Here is a 23,896-nt window from a genome sequence, read left to right as displayed (position 1 = left end):
TGCCTTAAGCCTGTCTCGCTTGCGGCTTGAGCCGCACGTAAAGGGTTTTGTCGACCCGCGCCACCAGCTCACCGGCAGCGTCGCGGATATCGACCTGAAGTCGTGGCAGGTACTTTTTGCCGCCGGCGGTGTGCTGGCGGATGTCATCAAGCAGGGCATCGTCGATGCGCAGTTCGGCGAACACCGGGCCCTTGCCCGGGGACACGAAATCGATGCTGGCGGCCTTGTCCCAGACGATGTACTCACGCCCGAGCAGCTCCATCAGCATGAGCATGTAGAACGGGTCGACCATCGAATACAGGCTGCCGCCGAACTGGGTGCCGACGTAGTTGCGGTTGAACCAGCGCAGGCCCATGCGCACGCGGATGTGGCGCAGGTCGGGGCTGACGCTGAGCACGCGGATGCCCGCGCCCAGGTACGGCGGGTAAAGGTTCAGCAGCCAGCGCAGCCTGCGCGCTCGCTGGGCCAGTTTGCGCGGGTCGCTCATGTTCAGTTCCGCGGGTCCGGACGGGGGCCCAGGCCCATGGCCTGGCGGGCGAACCAGCGTTTGGCCGGGGGCAGCAAGTCGAGACCAAGCAGGCCCAGGTTGCGGCCGGTCGCCACCAGCGGTTGGGCATTGCCGAACAGGCGGGTTACGCGATCGGAGAAGCCCACGGTCAGGTCCTGATCCAGGCGCTGGCGCTCGCGGTAGGCCTGCAGGGTGGCAAAGTTACCTGGCAAGCCGGGATTGGCCAGCAAGCCTTCGGCCAGCGACTGCACATCGCGCAGTGACAGGTTAAAGCCCTGCCCGGCAATCGGGTGCAGGCTGTGAGCGGCGTTACCGAGTACCACCAGGTGCGGGCGCACCTGCTCCTGGGCCTCGATCAGCGACAACGGATACAGGTGCCGGGCTCCGACTTGGCGCAAGGTGCCCAGGCGGTAGCCAAACACGTCCTGCAGTTCGCTGAGAAAGCTACGCTCGTCCAGCTCGGCCAGGCGCTTGGCGTCCATCCCGGCGCGGGTCCAGACCAGCGCGCAGCGGTTTTCCGGCAGCGGCAGCAAGGCCATCGGCCCTTCGTCGGTGAAGCGCTCGAAGGCCTGGCCGCAATGGGCTTCGCTCGGGGTGATGTTGGCGATCAGTGCGCTCTGGTTGTACGGCCGCTGGCTGACATGAATGCCCAGTTGCTCGCGCAGGCCGGAACGGCCACCATCGGCCAGCACCGCGAGGTCGCATTCGAGCGTGGTGTCGTCGTTGAGCGCCAGTCGATAGCCATCCTCCAGCGCCTGCATGGCGGTGACTTCCGCCGGGCAGCGCCAGCTCACCACTTCGGCGTCCAGGCCCTGCCACAGGCATTGACCGAGCCAGGCGTTCTCGACCACATAGCCGAGCGCTGGCACGCCTTCTTCCAACGCATCCAGGCGCGTGGCGCCAAAACGGCCACGGTCGGAGACCTGGATCTGGCGGATCGGCTCGGCGCGGCGGCTGATTGGTTGCCACAACCCTAAACGTTCATAGATTTGTCGGGTACCGAAGGACAACGCCGAAGAACGGGCGTCATAGCTCGGCTGAAAACTATCACCGGGAGCAAAGGGTTCGATCAGCAGGATCTTCCAGCCACGCGCCTTGGCCCCGGCCTGCAGGGCCAGGGCCAGACTGGCGCCGACCAGGCCGCCGCCAATGATTGCCAGATTGACCCGGCTCATGCCGCTGCACTGCGCGCGGCAGCCATCAAGGCTTCGATTTCGGCGACCGTCCTGGGTACGCCTGAGGTCAGGATTTCACAGCCCTGCTTGGTTACCACTACGTCATCCTCGATTCGCACACCGATGCCGCGCCATTTTTTCGCGACACTCTGGTTATCGGCACCGATATAGATGCCCGGTTCCACGGTCAAGGCCATGCCCGGCTCGAGCACCCGCCACTGGCCGCCGACCTTGTACTCGCCGACATCGTGCACATCCATGCCCAGCCAGTGCCCGGCACGGTGCATGTAGAAGGCCCGGTAGGCTTCGCTTTCAATCAGTTCCTGCACCTGCCCCTTGAGCAGGCCCAACTCCACCAGGCCTTCGTTGATCACTTGTACCGTGGCTTCGTGGGCGTGGTTCCAGTGCTTGCCCGGGGCGATGACCGCAAAGGCCGCTTCCTGGGCTTTCAACACCAGCTCGTAGATCGCCTTCTGCTCCGGCGAAAAACGCCCGCTGACCGGGAAGGTACGGGTGATGTCGCTGGCGTAGCAGTCGATCTCGCAACCGGCATCGATCAACACCAGGTCACCGTCCTTGAGCGGCGCGTCGTTCTCCTGGTAATGCAGGATGCAGCTGTTGCGCCCGGCGGCGACGATCGAGCCGTAGGCGGGCATCTTCGCTCCGCCCTTGCGGAACTCGTAGTCCAGCTCGGCTTCCAGGCTGTACTCGCGCAAACCGGCGCGGCAAGCCTGCATCGCGCGGACATGGGCACGCGCGGAAATCGCCGCGGCCTCGCGCATCACCTTCACTTCCGCCGCCGATTTATACAGGCGCATGTCGTGCAGCAGATGATCCAGGGCAACGAATTCGTTCGGCGGCTGGGCGCCGAGGCGCGCCTTGGAACGGATCACGTTGATCCACTCCATCAGGTGGCGGTCGAACTCGGGGTTGCTGCCCATGGCCGAATACACCCGGTCACGGCCTTCGATCAGGCCGGGGAGGATGTCGTCGATATCGGTGATGGGGAAGGCGTCATCAGCGCCAAAGTCGCGGATCGCCCCTTCCTGGCCGGCGCGCAGACCATCCCAGAGCTCGCGCTCGGGATTGCGCTCGCGGCAGAACAACACGTACTCACCGTGCTCGCGCCCGGGGATCAGGGCGATCACCGCCTCGGGCTCGGGGAAGCCGCTCAGGTACTGAAAGTCGCTGTCCTGGCGGTACACATGCTCGACGTCGCGGTTGCGGATGGCAACCGCGGCGGCGGGCAGGATGGCGATGCTGTTGGGTTCCATCTGCGCCATCAGCGCCTTGCGTCGACGGGCGTATTCCGACTTGGGGATGTGGCTCATGGGCAGTGGCAGTCCTGGTTGCTCAGTGCAGCGAAGGTTTGACCGCAGGCTCGACCGGCTGTTTTGCCAGCTCTGTAAAAAGCAGCAGCGGGGCGACGCGCAGGTATTCCATGACTTCCATATAGTCGTTTTCGCCGTCTTCGGATTCTTCCAGGGCGTCCTGAACCTGGGAGATCGCATCCAGGTCCTGCAGGACTTCCTTGGCTTCACCGCTCAGGGTCAGGCCAGCCGAGTTCAAGCCGAAGCCGTACAGGAAGCCCTTGCACCACTCGCCCAGGGCAGCAGCCCGCTCGGCCAATGGCGCTTCATCACCCGGCAGCAGCAACACGACAGTGATATCGTCACCGGCGAGTTCGCCCTTGACCATCTCCTGCAGGCCGATCAAAGCGTTACGAACGTTGTCTGCCGGATCGTTTTCCAGCAGGTGCGCAGCATCGGCCAACCATGCCTCGGCATCGAAGCCGGCACCGGCGCAACTGCGCCCGAGCAACAGCCCGTGCAGTTCGGCAGGGGAAACAGGATGCCCGTTGCTGCTGAGCAGTTTGGCGAAAGCGGTGTACGGCGAATTGGTATTGGGCATGGGCAACTAGGCGCCAGACGGCGCAATGACTAGAATGAAGACCTTGTATCCTAGCACCGGCAGGCGCGCCAAGACCATCGACGCGGCCAACTCCGGGCCGGCCAGGGCATAAACCGGGCAACCACCCGCAAGACCGAATCGAGTGGCAACCAATGCAAGAGAACGATCTGCAAGCGCTGATGGGCCGATTCGAACTGCTGATTGAGCGGGTCGAGCAACTAAAACGGCAAAACGCACTCTTATTAGCTCAGGAAAAATCCTGGCGCGAAGAGCGCGCCCACCTCATCGAAAAAAATGAAATCGCCCGGCGTAAGGTCGAATCGATGATTTTGCGACTCAAGGCCCTGGAGCAAGACTCATGAGCTCAAGCAATAGCGTCACCGTTCAGATCCTCGACAAAGAGTATTCGATCATCTGTCCGCCGGAAGAACGCAGCAACCTGGTCAGCGCCGCGCGCTACCTGGACGGCAAGATGCGCGAGATCCGCAGCAGCGGCAAAGTCATCGGCGCCGACCGGATTGCCGTGATGGCCGCGCTGAACATCACCCACGACCTGCTGCACAACCAGGAACGTCCGGATGTGCCGGCTGGCGGTGCCACCCGTGAACAGGTGCGCGACCTGCTCGAACGGGTCGATCAGGCATTGGCCGACGATCAAGATTCAAAAAAGGGTTGAGTGTCGGTATACTTGCGCCACTCCCTGGAGTGCTTGCCAGTCGGTCATGTCCCTGAGCCGATACGCACAACCACGGGGGTTGCACGTGGGGCCGGTGTGCATGTCCGCTTGACGGAAAGCCTTAACGCCTCCTGCAATCTCCACCTTGAACTTTCGGGTTCAAGGGCTACACCGACAGCGGTTCGTCGGGGAGCCTGAATTCTTTGCCCGCCCTTCTGCGCGGGCAATCGAGCTGTCACCCACAGGTGGCAGCCCTCTCTGGGACCGCCCGTGCCATGACCGACACCGCGCCGCTTACCCGCCCCCAACTTCGCCGCCTGCTACGTGACGCCCGCCGCGCCTTGACGCCGGCCGAGCAACGTCAGGCAGCCCGTGGCCTGTACCGCCAGCTCGCGCAGCACCCGCTGTTTCGCCGGGCCAGACATATTGCCCTGTACCTGCCCAACGATTGCGAGATCGACCCACGTCTGTTGATGCGCGAAGCTCAGCGCCGCGGCAAGCACACCTATCTACCGGTGCTGCACGCCTGGCCAAAAACCAAGATGGTCTTTCAGCGCATCAACGCCGGCGAGAAGCTGCGGCCCAACCGTTTCCGCATCCCCGAGCCGCACATCAGCCTGGCCCGGCAACGGCCGATCTGGGCGCTGGACCTGATCCTGCTGCCGCTGGTGGGGTTTGACGAAGTGGGTGGCCGGCTGGGCATGGGCGGCGGCTTCTATGACCGCAGCCTGGCCTATCAGGCTCGCCGCCAAGCCTGGAAAAAGCCCTTGCTGCTGGGCCTGGCGCATGAATGCCAGAAGGTTGAGCGACTGGCGCAAGCCAGTTGGGATGTGCCGCTGCAGGGAACGGTCTCGGACCGTGGCTGGTACCTGGCACCCGCGTGATGGGCGCCAGCAAAGCAATCAACGCTGTTGCGGATTGACCGGTATTTCGTAGGGGGCGTCGAGTTTGCGTTCCCAAAGGCTTTGCGCATAACCGGTAGTGACAACACCCAAACCGAACAGAAACACCAGAATCCAGAGCAAATCCGGTTTGCGATTCATCGATTGCCCCCCTCAGGCAAACTGATCACGTTGTCAGCAACGATTTTGTTGTTGCAGCAGCGTCAAGCTTAAAATGCGCGCATTCTCCGACAACCTGAGGCGACACGCAAACGTTGACGCCAACCGACCGTCGGTTTCCTGAAACAGGTTATTTCAAACATTGTCTGGAGCACCACCCATGGCCTACTGGCTGATGAAATCCGAGCCCGACGAACTCTCGATCAAGGACCTCGCGCGGCTGGGCGAAGCCCGCTGGGATGGCGTGCGCAACTACCAGGCGCGTAACTTCTTGCGCACCATGGCGGTCGGTGACCAGTTCTTTTTCTACCATTCCAGCTGCCCGGAACCGGGCATTGCCGGCATCGCCCGGATCAGCGCCGCGGCCTACCCGGACCCTACCGCGCTTGACCCGCAAAGCCATTACTTCGACGCCAAGGCCAACGACGAGAAAAACCCCTGGAGCGCCGTGGACGTTGCCCACCTCGAAACCTTCGGCAAGGTCCTGCAACTGGGTTACCTCAAGCAACAAACCGCCCTGGCCGAACTGCCGCTGGTACAGAAAGGCAGCCGCTTGTCGGTGATGCCGGTAACCGCCGAACAATGGGCAGCGGTACTCGCACTGCGTTAAAGAGGGTAGGATTGCCGCTCATTTGACGAACATCAACGCACCAGGACCGGTGCGACGTCACAATTTGACGTTAATGCAGCAGGATGCCCAACCATGTCGATGAGCCAACACACGCCCAAACTCTTCGCCGGCGCCTTGATCGCCCTGCTCCTGGCCGCTGGCGGCCTGGGCTACTGGAAATCCCTGCATGACCGCCTGCCCGAAGGCTTGAGCATGGGCAATGGCCGGCTCGAAGCCACCGAAGTGCAAATCGCCAGCAAGATCCCCGGGCGCCTGGCCGAAGTGCTGGTCGACGAAGGCGACACGGTCGAACAAGGCCAGTTGCTTGCCCGCATCGACACCCGCACCCTCGAAGCCCAACGCAGCCAGGCCGAAGCCGAAGTGCTGCGCGCCCGGGAAAACTACTCCGCCGCCCAGGCCACCGTGCAACTGCGCCAGAGTGAGCAACTGCTGGCCAGCCAGGAGCTCAAGCGCGTGCGCGAAATCTTCCAGCGCAAATACGCCAGCCAGCAACTGCTCGACCAGCAACAGGCCCGTTACGACACCAGCAACTCCGCAGTCGTTGCCGCCCGCGCACAACTGGCCGCGATCAAGGCCGCCATCGGCGCCGCCGAAGCCCAGGTCGCGCAACTGACCAGCGAGATCGACGACAGCAGCCTGCGCGCGCCGATCAACGGCGTGATCCAGCTACGCCTGGCCGAACCGGGTGAAGTGCTCGGCGCCGGCGGTCGTGTACTGATGCTGATCGACCCCAGCGATCAGTACATGAACCTCTACCTGCCCGCCTCCACCACCGGCCGCCTGACCGTTGGCGACCAGGCGCGCATCGTGCTCGACGCCCTGCCCGACCAGGCAATGCCTGCGAAGATCGCCTTCGTCGCAGCCAAGGCGCAGTTCACCCCCAAACAGGTGGAAACCCGTGACGAGCGCCAGAAGCTGGTGTTCCGGGTCAAGCTGCGCCTGACCGAACCGAGCGCTGTGCCCCAGGCCAAACCCGGCATGCCGGGCGCAGGCTATGTGCGCACCGCTAAAGTGGACTGGCCGGCCAACCTGCAATGAGCGCGCAGGCGCTGCAAGCCGAGGGCATCAGCCACCGCTACGCTGGGCTGAGTGCCCTGCAGGACATCGCTTTCAGCCTGCCGGCGGGCACCCGCTGCGGCCTGATCGGCCCGGACGGCGCCGGCAAGTCGAGCCTGCTCGGGCTGATCGCCGGGGTGAAGAAGCTGCAGAGCGGCGAGCTGCAGGTGCTCGGCGGCTCGATCCGCCAGCGCCGCCACCGTAACAGCCTGTACCCGCGCATCGCCTTCATGCCCCAAGGGCTGGGCAACAACTTGTACCCCGAGCTGTCGATCAGCGAGAACATCCGCTTCTTCGCCACCCTGTTCGGCCTTGGCGCCAAGGAGTGCGAGCAGCGCATGCACAACCTGCTGCTGGCCACCGACCTGCTGCGTTTTGCCGAACGCCCGGCGGGCAAATTGTCTGGCGGCATGAAGCAGAAGCTCGGGCTGTGTTGCGCGCTGATCCACGAACCGGACTTGCTGATCCTCGACGAACCCACTACCGGCGTCGACCCGCTCTCGCGTCGACGCTTCTGGGAGCTGGTCGAACAGGTGCGCCAGGAGCGCCCGCAACTGACCTTGCTGGTGGCAACCGCCTACATGGAAGAAGCCGAACAGTTCGAGCACTGCCTGATGCTCGATCGCGGCCAACTGATCGCTGCGGGCTTGAGCGAAGCGCTGGCCGCCGCCACCGCCAGCCACAAGCTCGATGACGCCTTCACCCACTTCCAGGGCAACCGCCAGCGCAGCCAACAACCCTTGGTGATACCACCCCATGATAACGGCGATGCCGAGATCGCCATCGAAGCCCACGAACTGACCCTGCGCTTCGGTGATTTCACCGCCGTGAACAAGGTCAGCTTCGCCATCGGCCGAGGCGAAATCTTCGGTTTTCTCGGCTCCAACGGCTGCGGCAAGACCACCACCATGAAGGTGCTCACCGGCCTGATGCCGGCCAGCGAAGGCAGCGCCACGCTACTCGGCCGCCCGGTGAACGCCAAGGACCTGGCGACGCGCAAGCGGGTCGGCTTCATGTCGCAGAGTTTCTCGTTGTATGGCGAACTCAGCGTGCGGCAGAACCTGGAACTGCACGCACGGTTGTTCGACCTGCCCAAGGTCGAGAGCAGCCCGCGTATCGCCGAATTGATCGAGCGCTTCGATCTTGGCGCCAGCGCCGACCAGCAGTCCGGCGCCCTGCCCCTGGGCCTGCGCCAGCGCCTGTCATTGGCAGTGGCGGTGTTGCACCGCCCGGAAGTGCTGATCCTCGACGAACCCACCTCAGGCGTCGACCCGGCCGCCCGCGACGACTTCTGGCGCCTGCTGATCGAGCTGTCGCGGGATCAGGGGGTGACGATTTTCCTCTCCACCCACTTCATGAACGAAGCCCTGCGCTGCGACCGGATCTCCCTGATGCATGCCGGCAAGGTCCTGGCCTGCGACACCCCGGCGGCGCTGCAACAGCAATTCGCCGGCCAGACCCTGGAAGACGCCTTCGTCACCTGCCTGGAACAGGCGCAGGGCGCGAGCGAAGCGCCAACTGCCAGCGCGCAGCTCGACACGCCAGCCCATGCGACGCCGTTGCACATGCGCCGGGGTTTTAGCCTCAAGCGCCTGTTCGCCGTCGCCAGCCGCGAAGGCAAGGAACTGCTGCGTGACAAAGTACGCCTGGCGTTTGCCCTGCTCGGCGCCCTGTTCATGATGGTGATCTTCGGCTATGGCATTTCCCTGGACGTGGAAAACCTCGCCTTCGCCGTGTATGACCAGGACCAGAGCCCGCAAAGCCGCGCCTATCTGGAGGCCTTTCGCGGCTCGCGCTACTTCGCCGAGCAGACGCCGATCGGCGATGCCGCGCAGTTGCACAAACGCCTGCAGCGCTCGGAAATCAAACTGGCCCTGGAGATTCCGCCAGGCTTCGGCCGCGACCTGCACGCCGGGCGTCAGCCAGTAGTGGCGGCCTGGCTGGATGGCGGCATGCCGTTTCGCGCCGAAACCAGCCGCAACTATGTCGAGGCCGTGCACCAGGCCAACCTTGAGCAATGGGCGGCGCTGAGCAGCAAGGCCCAGCCAGGGCAAAGCCCGGTGCGCCTGGAAACCCGCTTTCGCTACAACCAGGATGTGGTCAGCGTGAACGCCATCGGCCCCGGGGTAATGGCGCTGATACTTGCCTTCATTCCGGCGATGCTCACCGCGCTGGGTATCGTGCGCGAGAAGGAACTGGGCTCGATCACCAACTTCTACGCCACGCCGCTGACGCGCTTGGAGTTCCTGCTCGGCAAGCAGGCGCCGTACCTGGCGGTGAGCCTGATCAACCTGGCGCTGCTGGTGGCGATGAACCGCTGGCTGTTCGGCGTGCCGTTCAAAGGCAGCGCCCTGGCCCTGGCCTGCGGCGGCTTGCTGTACCTGCTGGCGACCACCAGCCTGGGCCTGCTGATCTCGGCGTTCACCCGCACCCAGATCGCCGCGATCCTCGGCACCATGATCATCACCAGCCTGCCGACCATCCAGTTCTCCGGGCTGATCGTACCGCGCTCTTCGCTCGAGGGCGCTGCGGCATTGATGGGCCAGTTGTTCCCGGCCGGGTATTTTCTCGATATCGCCGTCGGCACCTTCACCAAGGCCCTGGACCTGCGCGAACTCTGGCCTCAGTGCCTGGCGCTGCTGGGGTTCTTTATTGGTTTCACCGGCCTGAGCCTGGCCATGCTGAAGAAGCAGGAGGTCTGATGCATCGTCTGGCACACACCCTGCGCCTGGGTTTGAAGGAGCTGACCAGCCTGCGCCATGACAGCGTATTGCTGCTGTTTTTGCTGTACGCCTTCAGCGTGGCGATCTACATGCCGGCAGCGGGTTCGGTGATCGGCGTGCACAACGCCAGCGTCGCGGTGATCGACGAAGACCATAGCCTCGTATCGCGCAAGCTCACCGAAGCCCTGCAACCGCCGGAGTTCCAGCGCGCCGTGCCACTGGCCTACAACCAGCTCGATCAGACCATGGACAGCGGCCAGTACACCTTCGTGATCAACGTGCCGGTGAACTTCCAGACCGACCTGCTGGCCGGGCGCTCACCAGAGCTGCAGGTCAATGTCGACGCCACGGCCATGAGCCAGGCGTTCATGGGTGCCGGCTACATCGGCAGGATCGTCGAGCGCGAGCTGCTCGACTACGCCAACCAGGGCTCGGCGACTGCCGGCAACCCGGCCCTGCTCAGCGCCCGGGCGCTGTTCAACCCCAACCTTGAGGGTGGCTGGTTCCTGGCGGTGATCCAGATCGTCAACAACATCACTATCCTGGCCATCGTCCTGACCGGCACGGCACTGCTGCGCGAGCGTGAACACGGCACCCTCGATCACCTCCTGGTGCTGCCGCTGACCGCCCTGGAAATCATGCTGGCGAAGATCGGCAGCAACGCCCTGGTGGTGGTGCTGTGCACCTGGGTGTCGCTGGAAGTGATCGTCAAAGGGGCGCTGGGGGTGCCGCTGGCAGGGTCGCTGGGGCTGTTTTTGGCGGTGACCGCACTCTACCTGTTCGCCAGCACGGCACTGGGGATCTTCCTCGCCACCCTGGCGCGCTCGACCCCGCAGTTCGGCCTGCTGGCGATCCCGGTGATCATCCCGATGCTGTTGCTCTCGGGCGGCAGCACGCCACTGGACAGCATGCCGCAGTGGCTGCAGTGGGTGATGCAGGGCTCGCCCTCGACCCACTTCGTCAGCCTCAGTGCAGCCATCCTGTTCCGTGACGCCGGGCTGGAAGTAGTCTGGCCAGACCTTGCGGCACTTGCCGCCATCGGCCTGGCCTTCTTCGCTATTGCCCTGGCGCGCTTTCGCCGCAGCCTGACGTCCTGATTACTGAACGATCAGGTTGTTGAACAGCAAGTCGTCGACGGTCGGCTTGCCTTCTTCGTTTTCGAGCACCTGCTGGACTTGCTTCAGGGCTTCCTGACGCAGTTTTTCCTTGGCCTCGACATTACTCATGCTCTCGAGGTTCTGCTGGGTGAACAAGGCCACCAGCTGATTGCGAATCAGCGGCTCGTGATGACGCACCGCTGCGGCGGCGGCATCGCTGTTGACCCGCAGGGCCACGTCGGCCTTGTACACGCGCAGTTTCGGCCCGCCATCCAGGGCGTAGTTGCCGACAAAAGGCGGGGTAAGGGAAATGTAGGAGACCTTCGGCTCCCCTTCCTTGGCTTCCTCGGCCTGGGCCGCCATCGGCAGCATCAGCGCCAGTACCATCAAGATCCACGCTTTCACGAATTCGCTCCTCATACAGTTGGCGCCAGCATACCCAGCGCACCGGTCAAACCCAAGCCCGGGCTTATGCCGGCCTATCAGGGCGGGCCATGCTCGTTGACCCGGCACCTCGCCCACCTACACTTATCGGCCACTACGCGCAAAGGAATAGTCCCGATGAAAGCAGTGTTGTGCAAAGCCCTTGGTCCGGCGCAAAACCTGGTTCTGGAAGACGTCGCCAGCCCCGTGCCGAAGAAGAATGAGATCCTGCTCGACGTGCAGGCCGCCGGGGTCAACTTTCCCGACACCCTGATCATCGAAGGCAAGTACCAGTTCCAGCCACCGCTGCCGTTCTCGCCCGGAGGCGAAGCCGCCGGCGTGGTCAGTGCCGTGGGTGAAAAGGCCGGCAACCTGAAGGTTGGCGATCGGGTCATGGCCCTGACCGGCTGGGGCAGTTTTGCCGAACAGGTAGCGGTGCCGGCCTATAACGTGCTGCCGATCCCGGCGCAGATGGACTTCACCACCGCCGCGGCCTTCGGCATGACCTACGGCACGTCGATGCATGCCCTGAGCCAGCGCGGCCAGCTCAAGGCCGGGGAAACCCTGCTGGTACTGGGTGCCTCCGGCGGCGTGGGCCTGGCGGCGGTAGAAATCGGCAAGGCCATGGGCGCGCGGGTGATCGCCGCTGCCAGCAGCGCCGAGAAGCTGGCCGTAGCCAAGGCCGCCGGCGCCGACGAGCTGATCAACTACGGCCAAGCCAGCCTCAAGGACGAGATCAAACGCCTGACGGGCGGTAACGGCGTTGATGTGATCTACGACCCGGTGGGTGGTGACTTGTTTGATCAAGCGGTACGCGGTATCGCCTGGAATGGTCGCTTGCTGGTAGTCGGCTTTGCCAGCGGGCGTATTCCAGAGCTGCCGGTAAACCTGGCGCTGCTCAAGGGCGCGGCGGTGCTCGGGGTGTTCTGGGGCGCCTTTGCCCAGCGCCAGCCGGCTGACAATGCGGCGAACTTCCAGCAGCTGTTTGCCTGGTTCGCCGAGGGCAAACTCAAGCCGCTGGTATCGCAGACCTTCCCGCTGGCTAAAGCCGGTGTAGCTATCGAAATGCTTGGCCAGCGCAAGGCAGTGGGCAAGCTGGTGGTGACCATGGCCTAAACAGCTGAACCTGTGAGAGCGGGCTTGCCCCGCGATGCCTCCCACATTACCGACCTCATCGCGGGGCAAGCCCGCTCCTACCTGGAATGACAACGCCGAAAGCGCGCCTCAAGGTTGCGATCCGGCATGGCGTGGCTGCGCAGGGCATCGAGGGTCTGCTCGACATAGTCGCGGGTAGTGCCATAACGGCCCTTGGCACTGGCAAAGATCTGACTGAGCAAGGTGTCCGGCAAGTTGCCGGCGTAGCACGGCAAGTGGCGTTCGAGTACGAAGCCCAGGGCCTGGACCTTGCTGCCATCCTCAAGACGACAATTGAGCCAGTGCGGACGATAGGCCGGGTAAGGCATCTCCCGTTGCCACAAGGCCAGCAGCGATTCTTCCAGGCAGTCGTCCGGCAAGCGGTAGGCAAAGCCACTGCACGAACCGCCGCGATCCAGGCCGAACACCAGGCCCGGGCACTCCGGCGTGCCGCGATGTTCATGGGACCACAAATACAACCCGCGATGATAACCATGCACCCGTGCCCGCCGCCGCTCAACGGCATTGCACTCCGGACGCCAGATCAACGAACCGTAGGCAAACAACCACACCGGGCCACCCTGATGCCGGGACATGGTGTGCTGGACCGAATGTACAAGTTGCTCGCGGGTTAATTGCTCGCCGAAATCAAGCAACGGCGGATAGGTCACATTCAAAGATACCGTTTCGATCGCCGACATAGCTGTCGCCACACTTCCCCATGAATTAACAACGCTCTGCACTATAAAGGCAAAGCACTGTGCACAGAGTTACCGTACGGCAGATAAGCGCCGGAATACAAGCCCCGGGTGCCCTGCGGCGGCAATAATGGCCGGACAGGTGCGATAACAGATGCACGGTTGTAAGTGTAGCGAAAGTTATTTTCGGCGTTGGCAATAATGAGTGGCTTATAACCGACGGCAGTACCGACAGTTATTTAAACCGGCACGCTGCTGCAGCGTGCCTTATTCCTTCATTCAATTGCGCGGCGCATAAGCAAATACATCGGCGCGCATTTGATGCGCATCCATGCCGGCATCGACCAGGGCATCGAGGGTGGCATAGATCATGTTCGGCGAGCCGCTGGCATAGACATGCACACCCGCCAGATCGCTGATGTCCTCACAGACGGCCTCGTGCAGCAGGCCGCAACGCCCCTCCCAGCCACACAGGTCACTGACCACCTTGTGCAGGAACAAGTTGGGCAGGTGCTGCCATTCGGCCCAGTGTTCGATCTGGTAGAAGTCATCCGGCAGGCGTACGCCCCAGTACAAGTGCACCGGGTGCTTGAAACCACGGGCGCGGCAGTGCTCGATCAGGCTGTGCATCTGCGCCATGCCGGTACCGGCAGCGATCAGCACCAGCGGGCCGTCAGGCAATTGCGCCAGGTGGGTGTCACCAAAGGGCATTTCGATTCGCGCCATGCGTGTGCGCTGCAACTGGGCAATCAGCTCCAGGGCGCTGTTCTCACGGGCCAGCACATGCAGCTCGAGGTCGCGGCCACTGTGCGGCGCCGAGGCCAGCGAGAAAGCGGCCTTGTCGCCGCTGTCACGCTCGATCATCAAGTACTGGCCAGCGTGGTAGCGCGGTGGCTTGCCGGCTGGCGCACGCAGGCGCACGCGCCAGACATCGCCGCCGACTTCAACGCATTCGCTGAGCTGGCAGGCCAGTGTCCGTACCGGCAGCTCGCCCAGGGCCAGCACGCCATCCCACAACAAGACACAGTCCTCCAGGGGCTCGGCGATACAGGTGAACAGTTCGCCGTGATCACGTTCGACGCCATCCTGGCGCACCCGGCCTTCAACCAGCAGCGCGGCACAGACATGGCAGTTACCGTTGCGGCAGCTCTGCGGGCAGTCGTAGCCCAGGCGCCGCGCCGCATCGAGAATCCTTTCCCCGGGTTGTAGCGCCAGTACGGCCCCGGACGGCTGCAAGGTTACCTGCATTTAGTCTATTCCCAACTGATGCCACAGCTCATCGATCCGCCGGGTGACGGCTTCATCCTTGACGATGACCCGCCCCCACTCGCGCGTGGTTTCACCCGGCCACTTGTGGGTGGCGTCCAGGCCCATTTTCGAACCCAGCCCGGACACGGGCGAGGCGAAATCCAGGTAATCGATCGGCGTGTTGTCGATCATCACCGTATCGCGCTTGGGGTCCATGCGCGTGGTGATCGCCCAGATCACATCGTTCCAGTCCCGTGCATTGATATCGTCGTCGGTAACGATAACGAACTTGGTGTACATGAACTGTCGCAAAAACGACCAGACACCCAGCATCACGCGCTTGGCGTGGCCTGGATACTGCTTTTTCATGGTCACCACCGCCATGCGGTACGAACACCCCTCAGGCGGCAGGTAGAAGTCGGTGATCTCCGGGAACTGCTTCTGCAGGATCGGCACGAACACTTCGTTCAAGGCAACCCCGAGAATCGCTGGCTCATCCGGCGGACGGCCGGTGTAGGTGCTGTGGTAGATCGGCTTGCTGCGGTGAGTGATGCGCTCGACAGTGAACACCGGGAAGCTGTCGACTTCGTTGTAGTAACCCGTATGGTCGCCGTACGGGCCTTCCGGGGCCATTTCGCCCGGATGGATTACGCCTTCGAGGATGATTTCGGCAGTGGCCGGCACCTGCAGGTCGCTGCCACGGCACTTGACCAGCTCAGTACGGTTACCGCGCAGCAGGCCGGCAAAGGCGTACTCGGAGAGGGTGTCGGGCACCGGCGTCACAGCGCCGAGGATGGTCGCCGGGTCCGCGCCCAGGGCCACGGCCACCGGGAAGGGTTGGCCAGGGTGCTTTTCACACCATTCGCGATAGTCCAGGGCACCGCCGCGGTGGCTCAACCAGCGCATGATGACCTTGTTACGGCCGATCACCTGCTGACGATAGATGCCCAGGTTCTGGCGGTCCTTGTTCGGCCCGCGGGTAACCGTCAGGCCCCAGGTGATCAGCGGCGCAACATCGCCCGGCCAGCAGTGCTGCACCGGCAGCAGGCCGAGGTCGACATCGTCGCCTTCGATGACCACTTCGTGGCATGGCGCATCCTTGACCACCTTTGGCGCCATGGACACCACCTTCTTGAAGATCGGCAGCTTCGACCAGGCGTCCTTGAGGCCTTTCGGCGGCTCGGGCTCCTTGAGGAAGGCCAGCAGCTTGCCGATTTCACGCAGTTCGCTGACCGACTCGGCGCCCATGCCCATGGCCACCCGTTCCGGGGTGCCGAACAAGTTGCCAAGCACTGGAATGTCGAAGCCGGTAGGCTTTTCGAACAACAGGGCCGGGCCTTTGGCGCGCAGGGTGCGGTCACAGACTTCGGTCATTTCCAAGACTGGAGAGATCGGCACCTGGATGCGCTTGAGTTCGCCGCGCTGTTCCAGGCCACGGATAAAGTCGCGCAAATCGCGATACTGCATGCAAAAGCCTCGTATTGGCTGCCGTAGCGGTCGGGCTGCAGAGTGTAGCGCCGAACTCGGCTGCTCAGAATAGCCAAAGTACAGATAGCAAAAAGCCGGGTCGCCCCGGCTCTTGCCCAGCGCAACAGTTTACTTGCGCTTCATCGACAGGAAGAACTCGTCGTTGGTCTTGGTCTGCTTGAGCTTGTCGACCAGGAACTCGATGGCGGCGACTTCATCCATCGGGTGCAGCAGCTTGCGCAGGATCCACATGCGCTGCAGCTCGTCGTCGGCGGTCAGCAGCTCTTCGCGACGGGTACCCGAACGGTTGATGTTGATGGCCGGGAATACACGCTTCTCGGCGATCTTGCGGTCCAGCGGCAGTTCCATGTTGCCGGTGCCCTTGAACTCTTCGTAGATCACTTCGTCCATCTTCGAGCCGGTTTCAACCAGCGCGGTGGCGATGATGGTCAGCGAACCGCCTTCTTCGATGTTACGCGCGGCACCGAAGAAACGCTTCGGCTTCTCCAGGGCGTGGGCATCGACACCACCGGTGAGGACCTTGCCGGAGCTCGGGATCACGGTGTTGTAGGCACGGGCCAGACGGGTGATGGAGTCGAGCAGGATGACCACGTCTTTCTTGTGTTCAACCAGGCGCTTGGCCTTCTCGATGACCATTTCGGCAACCTGCACGTGGCGGGTTGGCGGCTCGTCGAAGGTCGAGGCAACCACTTCGCCGCGCACGGTGCGCTGCATTTCGGTCACTTCTTCCGGGCGCTCGTCGATCAGCAGGACGATCAGGTGGCACTCGGGGTTGTTACGGGTGATGTTGGCCGCGATATTCTGCAGCATGATGGTCTTGCCCGCTTTTGGCGGAGCGACGATCAAGCCGCGCTGGCCTTTGCCGATCGGGGCGCAGAGATCGATAACCCGGCCGGTGAGGTCTTCGGTGGAGCCGTTGCCGGCTTCCATCTTCAGGCGCTCGTTGGGGAACAGCGGCGTCAGGTTTTCGAACAGGATCTTGTTCTTCGCGTTTTCCGGCCGGTCGAAGTTGATGGTGTCGACTTTCAGCAGGGCGAAGTAACGCTCGCCTTCTTTTGGCGGGCGGATCTTACCGACGATGGTGTCGCCGGTACGCAAGTTGAAACGGCGGATCTGGCTTGGCGACACGTAGATGTCGTCCGGGCCGGCCAGGTACGAGGCATCGGCCGAGCGCAGGAAGCCGAAGCCGTCCTGGAGAATCTCCAGCACGCCGTCACCGGAGATTTCCTCGCCGCTTTTCGCATGCTTTTTCAACAGGGAGAAAATCACATCTTGCTTGCGCGAACGGGCCATATTTTCTATGCCCATCTGTTCGGCCATTTCGAGCAGATCGGTAATCGGCTTTTGCTTGAGTTCAGTCAGGTTCATAAGGGGAGTGACGTAATCATGTAAGAAGGGGGAATTAAGCTTCTGGCTTAATGAAGCCGCGCCGCAAAGAAGGCGACAGGATCGCGTACTGATTCGAATTAGGGATGCGTCGGCGACGGCGTGCAGAGGGCACCGAAGAAACAGTGCGAGGCCGAATGTAACACCTGCTTTTTCTGGCGTCTAGTCACCAGATAAAGAAAAGCCCCGACGAATGCGGGGCTTTTTTGACTCAGATATTGGCGTCCAGGAAGGCTGCCAGCTGAGATTTCGACAGTGCACCGACCTTGGTGGCCTCGACGTTGCCGTTCTTGAACAGCATCAGCGTCGGGATGCCACGTACGCCATGCTTGGCCGGGGTTTCCTGGTTGTCGTCGATGTTCAGCTTGGCGACGATCAGTTTGCCCTGGTAGGTAGCGGCGATGTCGTCCAGAACCGGCGCGATCATTTTGCAAGGGCCGCACCATTCAGCCCAGTAGTCGACCAGCACCGGGCCTTCAGCCTTCAGGACTTCGGCTTCGAAGGTGGCGTCGGTGACGTGTTTGATAAGATCGCTGCTCATGGAAGTCTCCAAGGTCGTAAGCAAAAAAACGTGGCCCATCATAGCCGCACCGGCTCACTACAGGAAGCCGGGAACGATTGAGTGTAACTATAGTTGTGCATGACCGCGCATATCGCTGCTGTCACGGGAAAGTCATATTTCCCGCACAACCTGCCCCATATCAAGCCTTGATACGCTGCGCGTTGGCGCCAGCGCCGGATCGTGGCAGGATTGCCGGGTTATCGACCGAGAACCCATGACCATGCCGCAAACCACAGCCAAGAATCTGTCCTTGATCGCTGCCATAGACCTGGGCTCCAACAGTTTTCACATGGTGGTCGCCAAGGCCCACCATAGCGAGATCCGCATCCTAGAGCGGCTCGGCGAAAAGGTTCAGCTGGCCGCCGGCATCAACGAGGAGCGCCTGCTCAGTGAAGAGTCCATGCAACGCGGCCTGGACTGCCTCAAGCGCTTTGCCCAGCTGATCAACGGCCTGCCCGATGGCGCCGTGCGCATCGTCGGCACCAACGCCCTGCGCGAGGCGCGCAACCGTGGCGAATTCATCCGCCGTGCCGAGGCCATTCTCGGCCATCCGGTGGAGGTCATCTCAGGCCGTGAAGAAGCCCGCCTGATCTACCTCGGTGTCTCGCACACCCTGGCTGACACCCCGGGCAAGCGCCTGGTCGCCGACATTGGCGGCGGCAGTACCGAGTTCATCATTGGCCAGCGTTTCGAGCCGCTGCTGCGCGAAAGCCTGCAAATGGGTTGCGTCAGCTACACCCAGCGCTATTTCCGCGATGGCAAGATCACCCCGGCGCGCTACGCCCAGGCCTACACCGCCGCGCGCCTTGAACTGATGAGCATCGAGAACGCCCTGCACCGCCTGACCTGGGACGAAGCCATCGGCTCCTCGGGGACCATCCGTGCCATCGGCCTGGCGCTCAAGTCCGGTGGCATGGGCAGCGGCGAGGTCAATGCCGAAGGCCTGGCCTGGCTCAAGCGCAAGCTGTTCAAGCTGGGGGAAACCGACAAGATCGACTTCGACGGGGTCAAACCCGACCGCCGGGCGATCTTCCCGGCGGGCCTGGCGATTCTCGAAGCGATTTTCGACGCCCTTGAGCTGCAGCGCATGGACCACTGCGACGGCGCCCTGCGCGAAGGCGTGCTCTACGACCTGCTCGGCCGCCACCACCACGAAGACGTGCGTGAACGCACCCTGACCTCGCTGATGGAGCGCTACCACGTTGACCAGGGGCAAGCGGCACGGGTCGAGCGCAAGGCCCTGCATGCCTTCGACCAGGTGGCCAAGGACTGGGACCTGGAAGACGGGATCTGGCGCGAACTGCTGGGCTGGGCGGCCAAGGTGCATGAAGTGGGCCTGGACATCGCTCACTATCATTACCACAAGCACGGCGCCTACCTGATCGAGCACTCCGACCTTGCCGGCTTCTCCCGTGAAGACCAACTGATGCTGGCGCTGCTGGTGCGCGGCCATCGACGCAACATTCCCAAGGACAAGTTCGCCGAGTTTGGCGACGATGCCGTCAAGCTGATCCGCCTGTGCGTCTTGCTGCGCTTCGCGATCCTGTTCCACCACATCCGTGGCACCCAGCAGATGCCCACGGTGACCCTGCACGCCAAGGGCGACAGTCTGGACGTCGAGTTTCCTGCCGGCTGGCTGGACGAAAACCAGCTGACCCAGGCCGATTTCGGCCTGGAGGCAGAATGGCTGGCCCGGGTCGGCTTCGTCCTCAGCGTACGATAAGCACCGGGTTGCTCAGGCGCTCGAGCAGTGCCGCCTGGGCACTGCGCGGGTTCTGGTTGCCGGTTGGCGTGCTGCGTACGTAGCGGCCATCCGGCTGCAGGATCCAGGCGTGGGTGTTATCGGTCAGGTACCCTTCCAGTTCCTTCTTCACCCGCAGGATCAGCTTCTTGCCCTCGACCGGGAAGCAGGTCTCAACGCGCTTGTCGAGGTTGCGCTCCATCCAGTCGGCACTGGAGAGGAACATCTGCTCTTCACCGCCATTGAGGAAGTAGAACACCCGCGTGTGCTCGAGGAAGCGGCCGATGATCGAACGCACCTGAATGTTGTGCGACACCCCGGCAATACCCGGGCGCAGGCAGCACATGCCGCGCACCACCAGGTCGATACGCACCCCTGACTGGCTGGCCTTGTACAGCGCGCGGATGATCTTCGGATCGGTCAGCGAGTTGAACTTGGCGATGATGTGCGCAGGTTTGCCGTCGAGGGCGAACTGGGTTTCGCGCGCGATCATGTCGAGCATGCCCTTTTTCAGGGTGAACGGCGCGTGCAGCAGCTTCTTCATGCGCAAGGTCTTGCCCATGCCGATCAGCTGGCTGAACAGCTTGCCGACGTCCTCACACAGGGCGTCATCAGAGGTCAGCAGGCTGTAGTCGGTGTACAGACGGGCATTACCGGCGTGGTAGTTACCGGTCCCCAGGTGCGCATAGCGGACGATCTCGCCGGCTTCGCGGCGCAGGATCAGCATCATCTTGGCGTGGGTCTTGAAGCCGACCACGCCGTAGATCACCACCGCACCGGCGGCCTGCAGGCGGCTGGCCATCTGCAGGTTGGACTCTTCGTCGAAACGCGCACGCAATTCGATCACCGCAGTGACCTCCTTGCCGTTACGCGCGGCGTCGACCAGTGCGTCGACGATCTCCGAGTTGGCACCGCTGCGGTACAGGGTCTGGCGCACAGCCAGGACGTGCGGGTCCTTGGCGGCCTGGCGCAGCAGGTCGACCACCGGGGTGAACGACTCGAAGGGGTGCATCAGCAGGATGTCCTGCTTGCTGACCACGCTGAAAATGTTCTCGCTGTTCTGCAACAGCTTGGGGATCGCCGGGGTGAACGGCGTGTATTGCAGCTCCGGATGGCTGTCCAGGCTGGTGATACTGAACAGCCGGGTCAGGTTGACCGGGCCGTTGACCTGGTACAGCTCGCTCTCGCTCAGGCTGAACTGCTTGAGCAGGTAGTCGGAGAGTTGTTTGGGACAGGTGTCGGCCACTTCCAGGCGCACCGCATCACCATACCGGCGCGAGAACAGCTCGCCGCGCAGGGCCCGGGCCAGGTCTTCGACATCTTCGGAGTCCAGCGCCAGGTCGGCGTTACGGGTCAGGCGGAACTGGTAGCAGCCCTTGACCTTCATGCCCTGGAACAGGTCATCGGCGTGGGCGTGGATCATCGACGACAGGAACACATAGTTGTCGCCAGGCCCACCGACCTCTTCCGGCACCTTGATCACCCGCGGCAGCAAGCGCGGCGCCGGGATGATCGCCAGGCCCGAATCGCGGCCGAAGGCATCGACACCCTCAAGCTCGACGATGAAGTTCAGGCTCTTGTTCACCAGCAACGGGAACGGGTGGGTCGGGTCAAGGCCGATCGGGGTGATGATCGGGGCAATCTCGTCACGGAAGAAACGCCGCACCCAGGTCTTGAGCTTGGTGTTCCAGTGCCGCCGGCGGATGAAACGGATCTGGTGTTTTTCCAGCTCCGGCAGCAGCACGTCATTGAGGATCGCGTACTGGCGATCGACTTCGCCGTGCACCAGCTCGCTGATCCGCGCCAGCGCCTGGTGCGGCTGCAAGCCGTCGGCGCCGGCCTGTTCACGGGCGAAGGTGATCTGCTTCTTCAGGCCCGCCACACGAATTTCGAAGAACTCATCCAGGTTGCTGGAGAAGATCAGCAGGAACTTCAGCCGCTCCAGCAGCGGATAGGACTCATCCAGTGCCTGTTCCAGCACGCGGATGTTGAACTGCAGCTGGGACAATTCGCGGTGAATGTACAGGCTGCTGTCGTCCAGACCGGGGATGACGATCGCAGGCGCAACGACCGGCGCCGGCGCCGGGGCCTCGACCACCGGTTCCACAACCGCAGGCGGCTGCGGCGGGGTCTCGATCATCTGCTCGGGCACAGGCTGGGCGTCTTTCACTGCAACGTCGGTAAGTGCTTCGTTATTCATCTAGCGTTCCTGAAGGGCGTTACTGCCCTCTCATCAATTGAGCAGCGCGAACAGCGAAATAGGTGAGGATGCCATCGGCGCCCGCCCGTTTGAAAGCGGTGAGGGACTCAAGGATAACCCCTTCACTGAGCCAGCCGTTCTGAATCGCCGCCATGTGCATGGCGTACTCGCCACTGACCTGGTAAACGAAGGTCGGCACTTTGAACTGGTCTTTGACCCGGTGCAGGATATCCAGGTACGGCATACCCGGTTTGACCATGACCATATCGGCACCTTCCGACAGATCGGCGGCCACTTCGTGCAGGGCTTCGTTACTGTTGGCCGGGTCCATCTGGTACGAGGCCTTGTTGGCCTTGCCCAGGTTCAGCGCCGAGCCGACGGCATCGCGGAACGGGCCGTAGTAGGCACTGGCGTATTTGGCCGAGTAGGCCATGATCCGCACGTTGACGTGACCGGCCAGCTCCAGGGCTTCACGGATGGCCTGGATGCGACCGTCCATCATGTCCGACGGCGCAACCACCTGGGCACCGGCGTCGGCATGGGACAGCGCTTGGCGCACCAGGGCATCGACGGTGATGTCGTTTTGTACGTAGCCTTCTTCGTCGAGAATGCCGTCCTGGCCGTGGGTGGTGAACGGGTCCAGGGCAACGTCGGTGATCACCCCCAGTTCCGGGAACCGCTCACGCAGGGCACGGGTGGCACGCTGGGCGATACCGTCGGGGTTCCAGGCTTCGGCGCCATCCAGGGACTTCTTCTCTACCGGGGTCACCGGGAACAGGGCCAGGGCCGGAATCCCGAGGTTTACCCACTCTTGCGCAGCTTCCAGCAACAGGTCGATGGACAAACGCTCGACGCCCGGCATCGAGGCGACCTCTTCGCGGCGGTTTACGCCATCGAGGACAAACACCGGGAGGATCAGGTCATCGACAGTCAGAACATTTTCGCGAACCAGACGACGGGTAAAGTCGTCACGACGGTTGCGACGCAGACGGGTGGCAGGAAACAAACGGTTAGCGGGGGTAAAGCTCACGGCAGACTCCTGAGCCCGCGCAGGCGGGCGAGCGCGACAGTTATAAGCGGCCATTATGACGCCTGTATGACAGCCAAGGGCAACCCTGCGACTTGAGGACGCAGCCATTGTCCTTGTAGGAAATGTTCACGTCGAGACACATTTGGACACTTTCCCCAAAGGCCACGAAGGGTTAGGCTGCGCGTTCATTTCGCCAGCACCCAGAAAATGCTCCAACAATTCCTGCAGGATTTCGGCTACTTTGCCCTTTTTCTCGGTACGTTTTTCGAAGGTGAGACCATCCTGGTTCTCGCAGGCTTCCTTGCGTTCCGCGGATATATGGATATCAACCTGGTGGTCGTGGTGGCCTTCTTCGGCAGCTACGCCGGCGACCAGCTGTGGTACTTCATGGGGCGCCGCCACGGGCGCAAGCTGCTGGCGCGCAAACCGCGCTGGCAGATGATGGGCGACCGTGCGCTGGAGCACATTCGTCGCCACCCGGACATCTGGGTCCTGAGTTTCCGCTTCGTTTACGGCCTGCGCACGGTCATGCCGGTGGCCATTGGCCTGTCCGGTTATCCGCCACGCCGTTACCTGCTGCTCAACGGCATTGGCGCGGCCATCTGGGCCCTGGCCCTGGGCGCCGCCGCCTATCACTTCGGCGCCATCCTTGAAGGCCTGCTGGGCAACGTGAAGAAGTACGAGCTATGGGTGCTCGGCGGCCTGCTGATGCTCGGCGGCTGCCTGTGGCTGCGTCGGCGCTTCAAGGCCGCGCGCATTGCGCGCAAGGAAGCGGCTGCCGTAGAGGCCGAACAGGCTGAGCAAGCTATAGCCAAGCAGCAAGATCCAACCCAGGGCAGTGACCGGCCATAAGCCAGTGAACCCGGCCAGCATCATGGCCGGGACATTCACCGCCAGGCGCAGCAACTCCAGCCTCAAGGCCCACGGCCGGTTCTCCAGCGCCGTACCCAGCACGAACAAGCCCCAAGCCATCAAGCCCCAGCCCAACAGCAAGGCCGCGACCGGCAGCTGTTCGGCGCGCTCCATCAAGTAACTGCCCAACCCCACATACACCGCGAACTGCAACGCGACGTAGAGCTGCTGCGGCCAGGCCAGGGGGACCTCGAACTTCTCGAAACGGCTCAGGTCCTGCTTGGCCTGCGGGTACC

The 23,896-nt window shown here is 62.9% G+C and carries 23 protein-coding genes and 1 other RNA gene; 11 read left to right on the top strand and 13 right to left on the bottom strand.

What is annotated here, in order from left to right; genetic code table 11:
- Nucleotides 1–4 precede the first annotated feature (4 nt).
- The 4 genes from NLX68_RS01670 to NLX68_RS01655 are packed head-to-tail and all read right to left on the bottom strand — an operon-like array spanning nt 5 to nt 3,594.
- A complete protein-coding gene (locus tag NLX68_RS01670; protein WP_254282356.1) occupies nt 5–487 on the bottom strand; it encodes a DUF4442 domain-containing protein in 483 nt (160 codons plus the stop codon).
- A gap of 2 nt (nt 488–489) precedes the next feature.
- Nucleotides 490–1,683, bottom strand: a complete 1,194-nt coding sequence (gene ubiH, locus NLX68_RS01665; protein WP_254282354.1) for a 2-octaprenyl-6-methoxyphenyl hydroxylase — start codon at nt 1,681–1,683, stop codon at nt 490–492.
- Nucleotides 1,680–3,014 (bottom strand): Xaa-Pro aminopeptidase, encoded by a 1,335-nt coding sequence (gene pepP / locus NLX68_RS01660; protein WP_254282353.1) that lies wholly within the window; start codon nt 3,012–3,014, stop codon nt 1,680–1,682. The genes ubiH and pepP overlap by 4 nt, the downstream gene beginning before the upstream one ends.
- Nucleotides 3,015–3,036: 22 nt before the next feature.
- Nucleotides 3,037–3,594, bottom strand: a complete 558-nt coding sequence (locus NLX68_RS01655; protein ID WP_254282351.1) for a YecA family protein — start codon at nt 3,592–3,594, stop codon at nt 3,037–3,039.
- A 152-nt stretch (nt 3,595–3,746) separates the two neighbouring features.
- On the opposite strand from NLX68_RS01655, the gene NLX68_RS01650 reads away from it, so the two are divergent.
- From NLX68_RS01650 to NLX68_RS01635, 4 genes are all read left to right on the top strand, one after another.
- The gene (locus NLX68_RS01650; RefSeq protein ID WP_010221172.1) at nt 3,747–3,956 is read left to right on the top strand and encodes a TIGR02449 family protein; all 210 of its coding nucleotides are present in this window, start codon (nt 3,747–3,749) and stop codon (nt 3,954–3,956) included.
- Nucleotides 3,953–4,270: a cell division protein ZapA gene (locus NLX68_RS01645; protein WP_010221171.1), complete on the top strand. Its 318-nt coding sequence runs from the start codon at nt 3,953–3,955 to the stop codon at nt 4,268–4,270. The genes NLX68_RS01650 and NLX68_RS01645 overlap by 4 nt, the downstream gene beginning before the upstream one ends.
- 18 nt (nt 4,271–4,288) lie before the next feature.
- Nucleotides 4,289–4,466, top strand: a non-coding RNA gene (gene ssrS, locus NLX68_RS01640) — 6S RNA.
- A gap of 79 nt (nt 4,467–4,545) precedes the next feature.
- Entirely contained in the window at nt 4,546–5,154 is a 609-nt protein-coding gene (locus tag NLX68_RS01635) for a 5-formyltetrahydrofolate cyclo-ligase (protein WP_254282350.1), read from the top strand.
- Between the two features lie 18 nt (nt 5,155–5,172).
- On the opposite strand, the gene NLX68_RS01630 is transcribed toward NLX68_RS01635, so the two are convergent.
- Entirely contained in the window at nt 5,173–5,313 is a 141-nt protein-coding gene (locus NLX68_RS01630; RefSeq protein ID WP_203479019.1) for a hypothetical protein, read from the bottom strand.
- A 178-nt stretch (nt 5,314–5,491) separates the two neighbouring features.
- Here NLX68_RS01630 and NLX68_RS01625 point away from each other — a divergent pair, with 178 nt between their 5' ends.
- From NLX68_RS01625 to NLX68_RS01610, 4 genes are all read left to right on the top strand, one after another.
- Nucleotides 5,492–5,941, top strand: a complete 450-nt coding sequence (locus tag NLX68_RS01625; RefSeq protein WP_254282349.1) for an EVE domain-containing protein — start codon at nt 5,492–5,494, stop codon at nt 5,939–5,941.
- Between the two features lie 99 nt (nt 5,942–6,040).
- Entirely contained in the window at nt 6,041–7,000 is a 960-nt protein-coding gene (locus NLX68_RS01620) for an HlyD family secretion protein (protein ID WP_010221167.1), read from the top strand.
- Nucleotides 6,997–9,720: a ribosome-associated ATPase/putative transporter RbbA gene (gene rbbA, locus NLX68_RS01615; RefSeq protein WP_254282348.1), complete on the top strand. Its 2,724-nt coding sequence runs from the start codon at nt 6,997–6,999 to the stop codon at nt 9,718–9,720. Before NLX68_RS01620 ends, rbbA begins: the two co-directional genes overlap by 4 nt.
- Nucleotides 9,720–10,838 (top strand): ABC transporter permease, encoded by a 1,119-nt coding sequence (locus NLX68_RS01610; protein WP_254282347.1) that lies wholly within the window; start codon nt 9,720–9,722, stop codon nt 10,836–10,838. The genes rbbA and NLX68_RS01610 overlap by 1 nt, the downstream gene beginning before the upstream one ends.
- Here the strand turns inward: NLX68_RS01610 and NLX68_RS01605 are convergent, their stop codons facing one another.
- Nucleotides 10,839–11,243: a flagellar basal body-associated protein FliL gene (locus NLX68_RS01605; RefSeq protein WP_010221164.1), complete on the bottom strand. Its 405-nt coding sequence runs from the start codon at nt 11,241–11,243 to the stop codon at nt 10,839–10,841.
- A gap of 156 nt (nt 11,244–11,399) precedes the next feature.
- Between NLX68_RS01605 and NLX68_RS01600 the strand changes: the two genes are divergently transcribed.
- The gene (locus NLX68_RS01600) at nt 11,400–12,377 is read left to right on the top strand and encodes an NADPH:quinone oxidoreductase family protein (protein WP_254282346.1); all 978 of its coding nucleotides are present in this window, start codon (nt 11,400–11,402) and stop codon (nt 12,375–12,377) included.
- A gap of 77 nt (nt 12,378–12,454) precedes the next feature.
- On the opposite strand, the gene NLX68_RS01595 is transcribed toward NLX68_RS01600, so the two are convergent.
- The 5 genes from NLX68_RS01595 to trxA all read right to left on the bottom strand — a co-directional run bounded on the left by NLX68_RS01595 (nt 12,455) and on the right by trxA (nt 17,756).
- A complete protein-coding gene (locus NLX68_RS01595) occupies nt 12,455–13,096 on the bottom strand; it encodes a gamma-glutamylcyclotransferase (RefSeq protein WP_100781842.1) in 642 nt (213 codons plus the stop codon).
- Between the two features lie 276 nt (nt 13,097–13,372).
- Nucleotides 13,373–14,341, bottom strand: a complete 969-nt coding sequence (locus NLX68_RS01590; RefSeq protein ID WP_254282344.1) for a CDP-6-deoxy-delta-3,4-glucoseen reductase — start codon at nt 14,339–14,341, stop codon at nt 13,373–13,375.
- Nucleotides 14,342–15,808: a 4-hydroxy-3-polyprenylbenzoate decarboxylase gene (gene ubiD / locus NLX68_RS01585; protein ID WP_010221160.1), complete on the bottom strand. Its 1,467-nt coding sequence runs from the start codon at nt 15,806–15,808 to the stop codon at nt 14,342–14,344. It lies immediately after the preceding gene.
- Between the two features lie 129 nt (nt 15,809–15,937).
- Nucleotides 15,938–17,197 carry a transcription termination factor Rho gene (gene rho, locus NLX68_RS01580; protein ID WP_010221159.1) on the bottom strand — a complete coding sequence of 420 codons (1,260 nt, stop codon included), beginning with the start codon at nt 17,195–17,197 and terminating at the stop codon, nt 15,938–15,940.
- Nucleotides 17,198–17,426: 229 nt separating this feature from the next.
- Entirely contained in the window at nt 17,427–17,756 is a 330-nt protein-coding gene (gene trxA, locus NLX68_RS01575) for a thioredoxin TrxA (protein ID WP_010221158.1), read from the bottom strand.
- Between the two features lie 241 nt (nt 17,757–17,997).
- On the opposite strand from trxA, the gene ppx reads away from it, so the two are divergent.
- Complete coding sequence (gene ppx / locus NLX68_RS01570) at nt 17,998–19,500, top strand: exopolyphosphatase (RefSeq protein ID WP_254282646.1); 1,503 nt, start codon at nt 17,998–18,000, stop codon at nt 19,498–19,500.
- On the opposite strand, the gene ppk1 is transcribed toward ppx, so the two are convergent.
- Nucleotides 19,487–21,718 carry a polyphosphate kinase 1 gene (gene ppk1 / locus NLX68_RS01565; RefSeq protein WP_254282342.1) on the bottom strand — a complete coding sequence of 744 codons (2,232 nt, stop codon included), beginning with the start codon at nt 21,716–21,718 and terminating at the stop codon, nt 19,487–19,489. The genes ppx and ppk1 overlap by 14 nt on opposite strands.
- A 19-nt stretch (nt 21,719–21,737) precedes the next feature.
- Nucleotides 21,738–22,748, bottom strand: coding sequence for a porphobilinogen synthase (hemB, locus tag NLX68_RS01560; RefSeq protein ID WP_010221155.1), 1,011 nt, complete (start codon nt 22,746–22,748; stop codon nt 21,738–21,740).
- A 207-nt stretch (nt 22,749–22,955) separates the two neighbouring features.
- Between hemB and NLX68_RS01555 the strand changes: the two genes are divergently transcribed.
- Nucleotides 22,956–23,600 carry a DedA family protein gene (locus NLX68_RS01555; protein WP_254282340.1) on the top strand — a complete coding sequence of 215 codons (645 nt, stop codon included), beginning with the start codon at nt 22,956–22,958 and terminating at the stop codon, nt 23,598–23,600.
- Nucleotides 23,601–23,896: the final 296 nt, after the last annotated feature.

Origin of the sequence: Pseudomonas sp. SBB6 (assembly GCF_024213215.1) — a bacterium.
GTDB classification, from domain to species: Bacteria; Pseudomonadota; Gammaproteobacteria; order Pseudomonadales; family Pseudomonadaceae; genus Aquipseudomonas; species Aquipseudomonas donghuensis.
The sequence above is the reverse complement of the archived record's forward strand: the minus strand, read 5'-3'. Positions and strand labels throughout refer to the sequence as shown.